This is a genomic window from Paraburkholderia sp. 40 (genome assembly GCF_050434105.1).
Taxonomy (GTDB): Bacteria; Pseudomonadota; Gammaproteobacteria; order Burkholderiales; family Burkholderiaceae; genus Paraburkholderia; species Paraburkholderia tuberum.
Map to the genome: position 1 here is coordinate 1,369,674 of NZ_JBNPVY010000004.1, position 15,550 is coordinate 1,385,223.

Here is a 15,550-nt window from a genome sequence, read left to right on the forward strand (position 1 = left end):
TTTTTGTAATTAGAGTAAGTCCGCTTTCCGAGACTTCTTCTGCCAAAGCCTTTAATTCCCTATTGCAGAAATGGTGCGAAAAGTCGCACTTGAAGCGTTTTGGTGCAATCTCAGAATGCCTATAGACAATTTCATTACATGCACCTTTCATATTACTGTCGATTTAATATGACAATAGGCACCAATTGAAGACCAGCTACCACCCACAAATGCCTACACGTAGCGCGAAACAAGCTTACCGAACCACTTTCTTACACTTATTACCATTCCTTTCAACGGCACATTAATCGCCCCGAATTAGGGAATTTAATCGCCATGGACCATTTTTTATTTAATGCACCAATTCTGTAATTAAGCATTCTTACGGTGCGTAAGCTGCACCAAATCGTAATTAAAATAAGCCGTCTAACTTTATTTTTTTCTAATGGAAACTTTCCTGCGTTCTGTTACGCGCGAGGAATGCTTTATTTCCAGGCACTACCCGCGCGACACAATTTTTCGTAACTCTGAATTCCTAAGCAAATCAATCGCTTCGATGCATTTGCGGAGGCCGCTCAAGGCCTTTCCGACGATCCGCGACCTCACACATGGCATATCTCGTGCTCTTGCTGCGCTCGCTTCAAGACCAAGGCGCGCGTCCGACACGATCGGCGACGCACCCTGGACGGAATGTGCGGGACGGCGCGGGGATGCGCCGGACAGCGAAGAACTCGCTGACGTCAACGCACTGCAGCGCATGCGCAACTCGCGCCTGCGTTTGCGTGATCGTTCAACGGAAGTGGCCTTAACGACAAGAAGGAGCGGAAGTGAAACAAAAGCGATTGGCCTCAGCCATCAAAAGAATCATCGGAGCCGAGCTGGTGTTGACAGCGGCGTTCGTCCCGCTGGCACACGCACAGAGCCAACCTGATACAGCGGCCGCTCCGACGGCCGCAAGCACGCCAGCGGCGACTCCCCCCGCCGTCAGCAAGCTCGAAAAAGTAGAAGTCACCGGTTCGCTGATCCGCACATCGGACAAGACCGGCAACGTCGAAGTCCAGACCGTTACAGCAAGGGAAATCCAGCAAAGCGGCTACACGACCGTGGCCGACTTCCTGCGCGGCATGTCCGCCAACTCCGCGTCCAGTTGGGGTTCCACCACGATGAACGGCACGGCGCCGGGCGGCTCGGGGATCGCATTGCGCGGTCTGTCCGAGAAGTACACGCTGGTGCTGGTCGACGGCCAACGCGTCGCGAACTACGCACAGGCGGTGAACTTCACCGACACGTTCTTCGACGTCAACACGATCCCGCTGAACATCGTCGATCACATCGAAATCGTGAAGACGGGCGCCGTGTCCGCATACGGTTCCGACGCGATTGCCGGCGTGGTCAACATCATCACGAAGAAGAACTTCCAGGGTCTTGAGATCGACGGGCAACTCGGCAAGGCACAGCATCCGGGCAACGCTCAGGGCAACTTCAGCGTGCTCGGCGGCTTCGGCGACCTGAACTCGGATCGTTTCAACGTGACGGCAGCCGCCAGCTACTATCGCGATTCCGGTTCGACGCTCGACCAGCGCGACATGACCAAAAACGAAGACTTCAGCCAGTTCCCAGGTGGGTCGGCTGGTCCTCTGGGTCCGAATCAGCAGTCATTCTGGAAACTGCCCGACGGCTCGACCGCCGCGTTGAACCCATGCCCTCCGGGCAGCACTAACGCGGCGGGCGCATCGTGCGTGTACAACAACGCGAACACGTACTCGCTTATTCCACAGACGACGCGTATGAACGCGAAGGTGCGTGGTACCTTCAAGATCAACGACGACGTGCAGGCTTACGCCGACCTGTGGGCGAGCCGCAACGAGACGGTCCAGTATTTCGGCAGCCCGGCCATCACCAGCACGTCGAACGTGTTCAATCCGGTGACCGGCTCGGTGTCGCAACTCGACCGCACGGTGTCGGCGCTGAATCCGTACAACCCGTACGGAGTCGATACGCCGATCAACCTGACCTTCCCGGGCATTGCGGCGCGCGCAGACACGGTATCGACGTTCTGGAAGGCCTCGACGGGCGTGAAGGGTTCGTTCACCACGGCGAAGATCGGCGACTGGGACTGGTCGGTGGACTATGGTCATTCGCAGAGCACGGTCGACACGACGTACTCGAACATGATCAACACGGCCGCGGCTGAAAACATCCTCGGCCCGAACGGCGGCTACAACTTCGCGAACCCCGCATCGACGCCGAACGGTCTGAACGGCCTGTTCCAGAACGACTACCAGCAGGCGATCTCGAAGCTCGACAGCGTGACGGCGAAGACCTCGACCGGCAATCTGTTCAACCTGCCGGCTGGCCCGGTCGGCATCGGTTTCGGTACGGAATTCCGTCACGAAAGCTCGCTGATCAACCCGCGCACGTACTCGTCGCAAGGGATCGTCGTGCCGGCGAACGTTCAGTCCGTCGACGGCGAACGCAACATCGCGGCCGTGTATTACCAGATCGATATTCCGATCATCCACAACCTGACGTTCACGCAAGCGGGCCGCTATGACCACTATAGCGACTTCGGCGGCGCGTTCTCGCCGAACTTCGCACTGCGCTTCCAACCGGTCCAGATGCTGACAACGTACGCGTCGTACAGCCGTGGTTTCCGCGCGCCGACGCTGATCGAAAACTCGCAGGCAACCTACCTGGCTCACCAGAACCTCGTCGATCCGAACGACCCGAGCGGCGTGCCGACCAAGCACTTCACGACGGAACAGGTCAACGGCAACCCGAACCTCCAACCGGAGCACACCAAGAACTACAACATCGGCTTCGAACTGTCGCCGGATGCGTCGACCGATATCGGTGCAGCGTTCTACAAGATTCATATCGACGGCGTGATCGGTACCGACGATCCGAATGCCGTGCTGGATGCCAACGACCCGTCGAGGGTCGTGCGCAATCCTGACGGCACGATCCGCTACATCGCGCAACAGTTCATCAACCTCGGCTCGCTGGATACCGACGGCTTCGACATGAACTTCCGCAAGTCGGTCGGCACGAAGTACGGCACGTTCACGCTGTCGGGCGACTGGGCGTACGTGTGGCACTTCAAGCTGAACAGCCCGGGCTCTGCAACGCAGGACTTCGCGGGTAACAACCTCGCGCTGCTGCAACCGTTCGGTGCGTCGAATCCCCGCTGGAAGGGCAACACGAGCCTGACGTGGGATTACCGCAAGATGACCACGACGCTGAGCTGGCAGTACACGGGTCCGTACACCAACGCAGTGGCAGCCGAGTTCGGCGACGGTGGCACGGGTTCGGTGGCGTCGTATAGCCAGTTCAACCTGATGATGACGTATCGCGGCTTCAAGAACTGGACGATCTATGGTGGCATCCAGAACATCTTCGACAGGGAGCCGCCGTTCGACGTGGAGTGGCAATCAACGCCGGACATCACCGGCTACGACCAGTCGCTGTACACGAATCTGGGCCGCTTCTTCCAGATCGGTGCGACCTACCGCTTCTGATCGTCGCAGCGGGCTTTATCGCAGGACCGTAGGTCTCCTCTTGCCTCTTCGTCGTTGTTGAAGAGGATTGGCGGCGGTGCCTCGCGCACCGCCGGCTTTTTTGCTTTACGGATACCACTTGAAATACGCAATGAAACCGATTCACGCCACCCAGGCGGCGTTGGCCGCGTTCGCGCTCGCCCTTCTCTCCCCCGCCCACGCCGTGACGATCCCGCCCGGCGTCACGCTCGCAGCCACCCAGGAACTCACGCGGCAAACACCCGTCGAGGCAGAATCGATCGACCCCGCGCATATCGAGTCCTGGGCCGCCAATACCATCGGCCTCGACCTGTTCGAAGGCTTGACGCGAATCGCCGCCGACGGTGCGGTCGTGGCGGGCGTGGCGGAATCGTGGAGCCGCAGCGCGCCCGATACATGGATCTTCAAGCTGCGCCACAACGCGCGCTGGAGTAACGGCGAGCCGGTCACGGCCGCCGATTTCGTCTATTCGTGGCAACGCGTGGTCGATCCGAAGACCGGCTCGAAATACACAATCCTGGTCGAGTTCGTGAAGAACGCGAAGGCGATTCTGGCGGGCAAGGCGCCGCTCTCCAGTCTCGGCGTGCGCGCGGTCGATCCGTACACGGTAGAGGTCAAGACCGAAGACCCGACCGCGTTCTTTCCGCAACTGACCGCGATGTCGACGATGGCGCCGGTGAACCGCGCGACGGTCGAGAAGTATGGCGACGAATGGACCCGTCCCGGCCACATGGTCAGCGACGGTGCGTATGCATTGAGCGACTGGCAACCGGGCAACCGTCTCGTGATGGTGAAGAACGACAAGTACTGGGATGCGAGCAAGGTCGCGATCACGAAAGTCACCTATCTGCCGATCGAAAGCGACGAAACGGCAATGCGGATGTATCAGGCCGGCCAGTTCGATTACACGTATACCATTCCGTCCGGCATCTATAACCAGGTCAGCAAGCAGTTCGGTTCCGAGCTGAAGACCGGGATGTTTATCGCCACCTACTACTACTCGCTGAACAACGCCGACCCGGCCTTCAGGGACAAGCGCGTGCGCGAGGCGCTATCGATGGTGATCGACCGCAACCTGCTGACGTCTAAACTGACCGCAAGCGGCGAGTTGCCGCTGTACGGCCTGATTGCGACAGGCACGCAAGGCGCGGCGCAATTCCAGCCCGACTGGGCCGCGTGGCCGATGGCGAAGCGCATTGAAACCGCGCGAGACCTGCTGAAACAGGCGGGCTATTCCGCTGCAAAGCCGTTGACGTTCACGCTGACATACAACACCAACGACCTGCACAAGAAGGTCGCGCTATTCACGACATCGGAATGGCGCACCAAGCTCGGCGTCAACGTGAAGCTCGAAAACGTCGAGAACCGCGTGCTGCTGAAAATGCGCCACGACGGCAAGGTGCAGGCGTCGCGCGACGGCTGGTTCGTCGACTACAACGACGCGATGTCGTTCTTCGACCTGATCCGCTGCAACAGCCTGCAGAACGACCAGCACTACTGCAATCCGAAGGTCGATGCGTTGATCGATCAGGCGAACCAGCAGATGGACGAAGCGAAGCGCACCGCGATGCTAACGCAGGCGCACGACATCGCGATGAACGACTATCCGCTGATTCCGATGTTCCAGTACTCGGCAGTGCGGCTCGTGAAATCGTATGTGGGCGGCTATTCGCCGACCAACTACGTCGATCAGCGGCAGTCGCAGGACATGTACATCATCAAGCACTGAGCGCAAGGAGCCTTGCCATGCTGGCTTATACATTGCGCCGCGCGTTATGGGCGATCCCGACGATTCTCGCCGTGATCACCGCGTGCTACCTGCTGCTGCACCTAACGCCCGGCGGCCCGTTCGATTCGGAGAAGCATCTGTCGGCGGCCGTGCTTGCCAATCTCGACGCGAAATACCACATCGATCAGCCGCTGTGGAAGCAGTATTTGCTGTACATCGACTCGCTGCTGCACGGCGATCTCGGCGCGTCGTTCCGTTACACGGACTGGTCGGTCAGCGAACTGGTGTGGAAAGCCCTACCGGTCAGCCTCGGCGTCGGCGGCATTTCGGTGCCGATCGCGCTGGTGATCGGTGTGGCGCTCGGCACGGTTGCGGCGGTGCGCCGCAATGGTGTGATCGACTACGGCGTGATGTTGCTCGGCAATCTCGGCGGTGTGGTGCCGCCATTCATTCTCGGCCCCGTGCTGGTGTGGGTCTTCGCGATCCTGATCAAGCGCGGCGAGCATGGTCTGCTGCCCGCTGGCGGTTGGGGTGATGGCGACTGGCACTACCGCGTATTGCCGATCGTACTGCTCGTGATTATCAACGTATCGACGATTGCGCGCGTGATGCGCGGCAGCATGATCGAAGTGCTGTCCGGCAATTTCATCCGGACCGCGCGCGCGAAAGGTCTGGCCGGCCGCACCATCGTCTTGCGTCATGCGCTGAAACCGGCGCTGATGCCGGTCGTATCGCTACTCGGCTCGCTGTGCATTTCGTCGATCACCGCTGCGGTCGTCACCGAATCCGTATTCGCGCTGCCCGGTCTCGGGCAACTGGTCGTGAACGGCGCGATCAATCGCGACTACACGCTGGTGCTCGGTCTGGTCGCATTGATCACGGCATTCGCGGTCCTGTTCAATCTGCTGGTCGATCTTGCTTACGCATGGCTCGATCCGCGCATCCGGTACTGACATGAAGATTCGTCGATTCAACCTGGCCGCGCGTGCGTTCGTCGCGCCGCCGGCCGATGCGGCGTCCGCAGGCGGCTGTCTGTCCGGCGGCATCGTCATGAAGACTTCGCGCGGACCGTTCGCGATTGCCGGCATGCGCTTTTTACGTAATCGCGCGGCATTTGCAAGTCTGGTGATCCTGCTGCTGATCGTCGTCGCATGCTTTGCGGGGCCGCTGTTTCTGCCCAACAATCCGGTCGACAGCGACTGGGGATCGATCAGTCTGCCGCCGTCGTGGCTCGGCATGCATCTGTTCGGTACCGACGAACTCGGTCGCGACCTGCTCGCGCGCACGCTGGTGGGCGGGCGCGTATCGCTCGAAGTCGGGTTGCTCGGCACGCTGGTGTCCGGACTGATCGGCGTCGCGTGGGGCGCGACAGCCGGCTTCATGGGCGGACGCGTCGATGCCGTTATGATGCGCGTCGTCGACGTGATGTACGCGATTCCGTACATGCTGATCGCGATCATGATGATGACGCTGTTCGGCCGCGCATTCTATCTGGTCGTGCTGACCATCAGCGCGTTTTCGTGGCTCGATATGGCGCGCGTGGTGCGCGGTCAGACGCTGTCGCTGCGTTCGCGCGAATTCGTCGACGCGGCGCGTGCGACTGGCGTCAGCACCCGCGCCATCATCGCGCGGCATATCGTGCCGAACCTGATCGGCGTGGTGGTCGTGTATGCCACGGTCACAGTGCCCTCGATCGTGCTGACGGAATCGGTGCTGTCGTTTCTCGGACTCGGCGTCCAGGAGCCGATGACGAGTTGGGGCGTGCTGATCGAAGACGGTGCCCAAAAACTCGAATCGATGCCGTGGCTGCTGCTCTGCCCTGCCGTCATGCTGTGCGTGACGCTTTATTGCGTGAACTTCGTCGGCGACGGTTTGCGCGACGCTCTCGACCCCAAGGATCATTGACATGGCGCTACTCGAAGTGAAGGACCTGAGTGTGCGCTTCACGCGCCGCGAAGGCCCGCCGGTCGATGCGGTCCAACGCGTGTCGTTTTCGCTCGACGCGGGCAGCACGCTGGGCATCGTCGGCGAATCGGGGTCGGGCAAGAGTCAGACCGTGATGGCGCTGCTCGGTCTGCTGTCGTCGAACGGCAGCGTGTCGGGCACCGCACTGTATCGTGGCGAAGACGGCGGCGATCTGCTGACGATGAACAACGCAGCGCTGAACAGGATTCGCGGCAACCGGATCGGCATGGTGTTTCAGGACCCGATGACGGCGCTCAATCCGTTTTTGACCATTGAACGGCAGATGACGGAATCGCTGCAATTGCACAAGAAGCTGTCGCGTCGCGAAGCGCGTCGGCGTGCCATCGAGGTGCTCGACACGGTGCGGATTCCCGATGCCGCACGCCGCATCGGCATGTATCCGCATGAGTTTTCCGGTGGTATGCGGCAGCGCGTGATGATTGCGATGGCGTTGCTGTCCGAACCGGAAATTTTGATTGCCGACGAACCGACTACCGCGCTCGACGTCACCGTTCAGGCGCAAATCATCGAATTGCTGCGCGAACTGAATCGCGAGCGCGGCACGGCAATCGTCCTCATCACGCACGACATGGGCGTGGTTGCCGGGTTGTGCGATACCGTGATGGTGATGTATGCAGGGCGCACGGTCGAGCAGGCAGACGCGCACGCGCTGTTCGCCGCGCCGACCCATCCGTACACGATCGGCCTGCTGAACGCGCTGCCGCGCATCACCGACGACGACGACCGCCCGTTGCAAACCATTCCGGGCAATCCGCCCTTGCCGGGGCAAATCGGCGCGGGTTGCGCGTTCGCACCGCGTTGTTCGTTTGCAGACGATACTTGCCGCACCACAGTGCCGTCGCTCGATGCGCGTAGCGATCTGGCGGGTGCATTGCGCGCGTGCCACCGTCCGGTTCCAGCCATTCTGGGGGCCGTTCGATGAACCAGCATTCCGCTTGCAACAGTACCGAACCGCTGCTGTCGGTGAACGAACTGAAGGTGCATTTCAGCGTGCCGCGCGGCAAATTACCGTGGTCTGGCAAGGCCACGCTGCGCGCTGTCGACGGCGTGTCGTTCGATGTACGGCGCGGCGAAACCGTCGGGCTGGTGGGCGAATCCGGCTGCGGCAAGTCCACGCTCGCGCGCGCGATCGTCGGTCTTGCGCCTGCGTCGGGCGGCAGCGTCAAGCTTCATGGCGTCGAAACCGTGCAAGGCGCGAAGCGCGATCTCGGCATCTTGCGGCGCGACGTGCAGATGATCTTTCAGGACCCGCTGGCGTCGCTCGATCCGCGCATGACGATCGAGCAGATCGTCGCGGAGCCGTTGATCACGCATCGGCCCGATGTCGCGCGCGCCGATGTGCGCGCTCGCGTGCTGACCATCCTCGAACGCGTCGGCCTGAATGCGCAGCATCTGCGGCGCTATCCGCATGAGTTTTCGGGCGGGCAATGTCAGCGCGTCGGAATTGCGCGCGCATTGATCAGCGAGCCGCAACTCGTGATCTGCGATGAACCGGTGTCCGCGCTCGACGTGTCGATTCAAGCGCAAATCGTTAATCTATTGCGCGACTTGCAACGCGAACTGTCGTTGTCGCTGCTGTTCGTCGCACACGATCTGGCCGTGGTGAAAGCAATCAGCCATCGCGTGATGGTGATGTATATGGGGCGCGTGATAGAGTTCGGCGAAAAACGCGCGCTGTACGCGGCACCTGCGCATCCCTATACCCGTGCATTGCTGTCGGCCGTACCGGTTCCCGACCCGACCGTCGAGCGCGCGCGACGGCATCTGCTGCTTCAAGGCGAGATTCCGTCGCCCTTGCAACCGCCGTCGGGATGCGCGTTCCGCACGCGCTGCCCCGCCGCGATCGACGCATGCGGCGATGCGCAACCGCAAGCGGTTTCCCAGCAAGGCGATGCACGGCGGGTTGCGTGCATCCGGGTTCCCGTTCCTACCGAATAGCGCCTGTTTCATGGGCGGCAGCTCAACAACCGGGACAGCGGCGAAAGCCCACGCTCGACCGGCCCGAGGTGATGGTCAGAATGCACCCGGTGCGCGTGCCCCGCACATTGCCCGTCGTGCTCAGTCCCGATGAAGTGCGTCGTCTCATCGAGGCGGCCGGCAACCTCAAGCACCAGCCTGGTGATGGGCCAACAGAAAAAAGCCCGTTCAAGTTCCCATGAACGGGCTTTCTGGCGGAGTGGACGGGACTCGAACCCGCGCCCCCGGCCTGACACGCCGTATCATATAGGCTGCGACGCCGGACTGGCATTGGCGTGTGACTCCTGAGTAACGGAACACCAGTCGCGCAATGGTATATCGATACGTATATCACGACCACATCAAGTCAAATATTTATTGAAAATCAACAACTTGTGCAACTGATGAAAATCGCCACCTGGAACGTCAACTCCCTCAAAGTCCGCCAGCAACACGTCATCGACTGGCTCGCGAGCAGCGGCACCGACGTGCTGTGCCTGCAGGAACTGAAGCTTCCCGACGAAAAATTTCCGCGCGCCGAACTCGAGGCGGTCGGCTATCGAAGCTGGTACGCGGGTCAGAAAACCTATAACGGTGTCGGCATTCTGGTGCGCGAAGGTTTGAACGTCGACGAAAGCAGCATCGTGCGCAACATCCCCGGTTTCGAGGACCCGCAGCAGCGCGTGATCGCGGCAACCATCGACGGCGTGCGCATCATCTCCGCGTATTTCCCCAACGGCCAGGCGCCCGGCACCGACAAGTTCGCGTACAAGCTGCGCTGGCTCGACGCGCTGCACGACTGGCTCGCAACCGAGATGACGCTGCATCCGAAGCTCGCCTTGCTCGGCGACTACAACATCGCGCCCGACGATCGCGACGTGCACGATCCGAAGGCATGGGAAGGTCAGAATCTGGTGTCGCCCGAGGAACGCGCCGCGTTCGTGCGGCTGATCGGCCTCGGCCTGCTCGACGCGTTCCGCCAGTTCGAGCAGCAGGAAAAAATCTATTCGTGGTGGGACTACCGGATGATGGCGTTCCGTCGCAACGCGGGACTGCGCATCGATCACATCCTGCTGTCGAAGGCATTGGCCGACATCTGCTCGGCGTGCGACATCGACAAGGTGCCGCGCAAGTGGGAGCAGCCGTCGGATCACGCGCCAGTGTTCGCGCAGCTGGGTTGATCCGGAATACAGCGACGAAACGAGGCAGCGCTGCCTCGTGTCCCTATTGCTTCAAGCGCCGCCCAGCACACCCCACAGGAACCCGAACACCATCGCATCATGCTCGGCCTGCTCCAGCTCATCGGAGCCGCCGTGGCCGCCTTCCGTATTCTCCCGATACCACACGTGCTGCGCGCCCAGCGCCTGCATGCGCGCGGCCATTTTGCGCGCATGGCCGGGATGCACGCGATCGTCGGCGGTCGACGTCGTGAATAGCACCGGCGGATACGCGATACCCGCCGCGAGGTTGTGATACGGCGAATACGTGGCGAGCGCACGCGCTTCATCGGGTTCGTCGGGGTCGCCGTACTCGTCGATCCACGAGGCGCCCGCATGCAACAGGTGATAGCGGCTCATATCGAGCAACGGCACCTCGCAGACGACCGCGCCGAATAGCTGCGGCCGCTGCACCATGCAGGCGGCCACCAGCAATCCGCCGTTGCTGCCGCCCTGAATGCCGAGCTGTGCGGCGCTCGTCACGCCGGTCGCGATCAGCGTCTCGGCGACCGCGATGAAATCATCGAACGCGCGCTGGCGATGCTCGCCTTGCGCCGCCGTGTGCCAGCGCGTGCCGAACTCGCCGCCGCCGCGAATATGCGCGACCACGTACACGCCGCCGCGTTCGAGCCAGCCGATGCCCTGCCCCGTCAGATAGCTCGGCAGCAGCGGAATCGCGAAGCCGCCATAGCCGCTCAGCAGACATGGGCGCGTCGGGCTGTCATCGCCCGGCGATGACAGCGCTTCCTTCGGCCCAATCACCGTGTAGGGTACGCGCGTGCCATCGGCCGATACCGCATGTCCGCGCGTCACCGCGACGCGCGTCGCGTCGAACTGCGTCGGCCAACGGTCGAGCAACTCCCATTCGCCGGGCTCCTCGAACGCGAGATCGGAGAGCCAGTAGGCGGGCGGTTGCAGATAATCGTCGGTGTCGACGAACACTTCGTCGTTCAGTGTCGACTCGACCGGCGACACGTCGACCTGCGCATCGCCGCGCGACGCGAACACGCGCTCACGCCACTGCCAGGTGCCGTCCTCGCGCTGCGACGGCGTCCAGATCAGCGTCTTGCCGCGCACGTCGTCGAGATACGACACGATCAGATGATGGCGCGTATGCGACCACTCGCAGGCCGAGGTCAGCGGCGTCGGCGTGAAGAGCGGCGTCACGTCGCGCTCGCCGCGCAGAAACGCGTCCTCGCGAATCGCGAGCAGCGCGCCGCCCGGATAGCGCGCGAGATTGCCATCCCACTCGCACTCCCAATCGAGCCGCGGCTCGAGCAACAGCCAGCCCTGCCACGCCCCCACCGCGACGTGCGACGGCACTTCGTAACGATGCCAGGCGTCGCTAGCGTCGTCGAGGTAATACGTGTGCGAATCGAAAAAGTCGACGCTGCTCGTCACCGTATGCCGGCGATCGACCGGATCGTAATGCGCCTCCACGCCGATGTCGCCAAACTCGCCGCGAAACACGACGGGCGCATCGGCGAGCGCCGTACCGCGGGTCCAGCGCCGCACGTCGCGCGGATAACCGGAGCGCGTCAGCGTCTTGCGCCCATTGTCCCAGCCGACGTACAGCGTATCGCGATCGATCCACGACACCGTGTGCTTGCCCGCCTTCGCAATCGCGAAGCCATCGTCGACGAAACGCCGCGCGTCGAGATCGAACTCGCGCACGACGAGCGCATCCGAACCGCCCGGCGACATCGTGATCAGCGCGCGGTCGCCGTCCGGATAAAGGATATCGAGATCGACGCACACCCACGGCGTGCCGTCGGCCGCGCCGAGCGCGTCGAAGTCGAGCAGGTTCTGCCACACCGGCGCGCCGTTGCGCCATGCGGCCCACGCAGTGCGTCGCCAGATACCGCGCGGATTGCGCTCGTCCTGCCACAAATCGTAGGCCCAGTCCTTCCAGCGATCCGGAATCACCGGACGCTCGCGCGGCAGATAGGCATCGGCGAGCCGCCGTCTGAGCGTGTCGAACGACTCGCCGCTGCACCACGCCACGCGGGTGCGCGCATTCTGCGCGTCGACCCATGCGAGTGCGTCAGCGTCGTACAGCTCTTCGAGCGACAGGAAAGGATCGGGGGAAAGCGGCCACTCGAACGGGGCGGGAGAAGCTGAAGAAGCTGGCATCGTCGGCTGTTGGATCGGAACAGCGTTGATTATGCCTCGTGCGCGGTGGCTGACGGTTTGCGGCGGGGCGCGATGCAACAACGACGAAGGCGGCCTGAGCCGCCCCCGCCTGCCATGCAGCATCGCTCAGAACGAGCGCGTCAAGGCTCCAGATTGAGCTCCTGAATCTTGCGCGTAATCGTATTGCGCCCGATGCCGAGCCGCTCGGCCGCCTCGACCTTGCGGCCGCGCGTGAAGTCGAGCGCCTCGCGGATCACGGCCGCTTCGAAGCGGCGCGCGAGTTCGTCCATCACGTCGGCCGCGTTTTCGCGCAGCATGCGCGCGACTTCGGTGCGCAAGCCGCCTTCCCATGCGCTCAGCGCGGTGGCGACCAACGCACCGGCCGCCCCACCCGGATGCACGAGCGCGCCGCCGTTCGTGCCGGCGAGCGGCACGCCGCCCGCGATTCCCGCATTGGTCGCCACGGTGCCATCCGTCGTCGCGCCGGCAGCGGCGCCCGCACCGAGCTCGCTCCCGGCGCCGTGCGTGGGACCGAGATCGGGCGGCAGATCCTTGATTTCGATCGTCTGCGCGGGCGCCATCACCGTGAGCCAGTTCGCGAGGTTCTCGAGTTGCCGCACATTGCCCGGAAACGGCAGCGACGCGAGATACGCGAGCGCCTCCTCGGACACGCGCTTCGGTTCGACGCCGAGATCGCGCGCACTCTTTTGCAGGAAATGCCGCGTCAGCAGCGGGATATCCTCGTTGTGCTCGCGCAACGCGGGCAGCCGCAGACGGATCACGTTGAGACGGTGATACAGGTCCTCGCGAAACAGTCCCTGCCGCACGCGCGATTCGAGATTCTGGTGCGTCGCCGCGATCACCCGCACATTCGCGCGCAACGGATTGTGGCCGCCCACACGATAGAACTGCCCGTCCGACAGCACGCGCAACAGACGCGTCTGCAGATCGAACGGCATGTCGCCGATTTCGTCGAGAAACAGCGTGCCGTTCTCGGCCTGCTCGAAGCGTCCCTGGCGCATCGCCTGCGCGCCGGTGAACGCCCCGCGTTCATGACCGAACAGTTCGGACTCCAGCAAATCCTTCGGAATCGCGGCCGTGTTCAACGCGATGAAGGGGCCGTTCGCGCGTGGGCTATGTCGGTGCAACGCACGCGCGACCAGTTCCTTCCCGGTGCCTGATTCGCCGGTAATGAGCACGGTGGCCGCCGAATGCGACAGGCGGCCGATCGCGCGAAACATGTCCTGCATCGCGGGCGCCTGGCCGAGCATCTCGGGCGCTTCGGCGACGCGGTCGTCCCACGTCTGCTCGCCGCGCATGCTTTCGTCGACCGCGCGGCGAATCAGCTCGACGGCCTTGTCGACGTCGAACGGCTTCGCCAGATACTCGAACGCGCCGCCCTGGAATGCGGCGACCGCGCTATCGAGATCCGAGAACGCGGTCATGATGATGACCGGCAAGCCCGGCACCTTGTCGCGTACGGTTTGCAGCAGCTCCAGCCCGGAGCCGCCAGGCATGCGGATATCGGAGACCAGCACCTGCGGGCTGTCGTGATCGAGTGCGGCCGACGCTTCGCGCACGTTCGCGAAGCTGCGCGTCGCGAAGTTTTCGCGCGCCAGCGCTTTCTCGAGCACCCAGCGAATTGATTGATCGTCGTCTACTATCCAGATCGGCTTCATATAGGTCGGTCAGAAGTCTTGAGGTGCTTGTGTTATCTAGAGGTCGAGCGGCAGCAGAATCTGAAACTCGGTATGGCCCGGCCGGCTTTCCACCTCGATCAGACCTTCGTGCTGCTGCACGAAGGTCTGCGCTAGCGTGAGACCGAGACCGCTGCCGTCCTCGCGCCCCGACACGAGCGGATAGAAAATGCGGTCGCGAATCTCTTCGGGAATGCCTGGGCCGTTGTCGATGATATGCAAGTCCAATGCCAGCTTGCACAGGCGTTTTGAAATCGTGACCTTGCGCGCGATGCGCGTGCGCAATTCGATGCGCGCATCGCCCTGCGAGATCCGCTCGCGCAACGCCTCGGCCGCATTGCGCACGATGTTCAGCAGCGCCTGGATCAGTTGCTCCTTGTCGCCGCGCAGATCCGGCACGCTGACGTCGTAGTCGCGCTCGATCGTCAGGCCGCGCGGAAACTCCGCGAGAATCACCTGACGCACGCGCTCGCACACCTCGTGAACATTCACGTCGCCGACGATATGCGGATGCCGGTGCGGTTCGAGCAAGCGGTCGACCAGCGTTTGCAGACGGTCCGACTCCTTGATGATGACCTGGGTGTACTCGCGCAACTCGTCGCGCTGACGTTCGCCGAGTTCGAACTCGAGCAGTTGCGCGGCGCCGCGAATACCGCCCAGCGGATTCTTGATTTCGTGCGCGAGATTGCGGATCAGATGCTTGTTGACGGCCGTCAGGTCGTTGATGCGCTCTTCGCGGTCGGTGCGCAGATGCCGCTCGTTCTCGAATAGTTCGAGCAACACGTAGTCCTGCGCGCTTTCCAGAAAACCGACGATCGCATGCACGTGCAGCGGCTCGTGGCCGGGACGCTCGAGCACGGCGTCCAGATGCGTCGCGTGAAAACGGTGCGCGGCGATCGCGGTGATCGTCGCGACCAGTTCGTCCGCGTTCGAGAAGATGTCTGGCCACGCCAACTGCGTGAGTTGCTTGCGAGACATCTCCAGCATCGACTCCGCCGACGGATTCGCGAACGCGACGCGCAGCGTGCGCTTCTCGAGCACCAGCAAGACGGTCGGCAGCGCCTCGAAGCCTGGCAGCAGGCCAGAACTCACGAGCTGCATGTCGTCCGACAGCGTCTGTTCGTGTCCTTTCCTTGCCTTGATCAGATTCTTGAGAACCATCTTGCAGTCTGGCCGGTAGGAGATGGTGATAAATCAGGAGTGCTGCTTTATTGTGCTTCACCGAATGCCGTGTTGCCCGCGCGCGGCCGGCCGTGCGTACGATCTAACGAAAAAGGGACGGCGCCGCCGTCCCTTCGTGACCGATCGCGAGCGTCG

At 62.5% G+C, this 15,550-nt stretch carries 10 protein-coding genes and 1 pseudogene; 8 read left to right on the forward strand and 3 right to left on the reverse strand.

Going from position 1 to position 15,550, the window contains the following annotated elements; translation table 11 throughout:
- The first annotated feature begins 806 nt into the window (after nt 1-806).
- From OKW28_RS27890 to xth, 8 genes and pseudogenes are all read left to right on the forward strand, one after another.
- The gene (locus tag OKW28_RS27890; RefSeq protein ID WP_429450460.1) at nt 807-3,497 is read left to right on the forward strand and encodes a TonB-dependent receptor plug domain-containing protein; all 2,691 of its coding nucleotides are present in this window, start codon (nt 807-809) and stop codon (nt 3,495-3,497) included.
- A gap of 130 nt (nt 3,498-3,627) precedes the next feature.
- Nucleotides 3,628-5,244: a peptide ABC transporter substrate-binding protein gene (locus tag OKW28_RS27895; protein WP_429450462.1), complete on the forward strand. Its 1,617-nt coding sequence runs from the start codon at nt 3,628-3,630 to the stop codon at nt 5,242-5,244.
- A gap of 17 nt (nt 5,245-5,261) precedes the next feature.
- A complete protein-coding gene (locus tag OKW28_RS27900; protein ID WP_184022273.1) occupies nt 5,262-6,197 on the forward strand; it encodes an ABC transporter permease subunit in 936 nt (311 codons plus the stop codon).
- Nucleotides 6,198-6,294: 97 nt separating this feature from the next.
- The gene (locus OKW28_RS27905) at nt 6,295-7,149 is read left to right on the forward strand and encodes an ABC transporter permease (RefSeq protein WP_429454474.1); all 855 of its coding nucleotides are present in this window, start codon (nt 6,295-6,297) and stop codon (nt 7,147-7,149) included.
- Between the two features lies 1 nt (nt 7,150).
- Complete coding sequence (locus OKW28_RS27910; RefSeq protein WP_429450464.1) at nt 7,151-8,152, forward strand: ABC transporter ATP-binding protein; 1,002 nt, start codon at nt 7,151-7,153, stop codon at nt 8,150-8,152.
- Entirely contained in the window at nt 8,149-9,168 is a 1,020-nt protein-coding gene (locus OKW28_RS27915; RefSeq protein WP_184006046.1) for an ABC transporter ATP-binding protein, read from the forward strand. The genes OKW28_RS27910 and OKW28_RS27915 overlap by 4 nt, the downstream gene beginning before the upstream one ends.
- A 50-nt stretch (nt 9,169-9,218) precedes the next feature.
- Nucleotides 9,219-9,344 (forward strand): annotated as a pseudogene (locus OKW28_RS27920) (integrase); the annotation flags it as partial.
- A gap of 246 nt (nt 9,345-9,590) precedes the next feature.
- Nucleotides 9,591-10,367, forward strand: a complete 777-nt coding sequence (gene xth, locus OKW28_RS27925) for an exodeoxyribonuclease III (RefSeq protein WP_090800854.1) — start codon at nt 9,591-9,593, stop codon at nt 10,365-10,367.
- Between the two features lie 51 nt (nt 10,368-10,418).
- Here xth and OKW28_RS27930 read toward each other — a convergent pair whose 3' ends face one another.
- The 3 genes from OKW28_RS27930 to glnL form a co-directional block, all read right to left on the reverse strand.
- Nucleotides 10,419-12,536, reverse strand: coding sequence for a prolyl oligopeptidase family serine peptidase (locus OKW28_RS27930; protein ID WP_429450467.1), 2,118 nt, complete (start codon nt 12,534-12,536; stop codon nt 10,419-10,421).
- 140 nt (nt 12,537-12,676) lie between these two features.
- On the reverse strand, nt 12,677-14,215 hold the full coding sequence (ntrC, locus tag OKW28_RS27935) for a nitrogen regulation protein NR(I) (RefSeq protein WP_429450469.1): 1,539 nt from the start codon (nt 14,213-14,215) through the stop codon (nt 12,677-12,679).
- Between the two features lie 36 nt (nt 14,216-14,251).
- Nucleotides 14,252-15,394 (reverse strand): nitrogen regulation protein NR(II), encoded by a 1,143-nt coding sequence (gene glnL, locus OKW28_RS27940; protein WP_429450471.1) that lies wholly within the window; start codon nt 15,392-15,394, stop codon nt 14,252-14,254.
- Nucleotides 15,395-15,550: the final 156 nt, after the last annotated feature.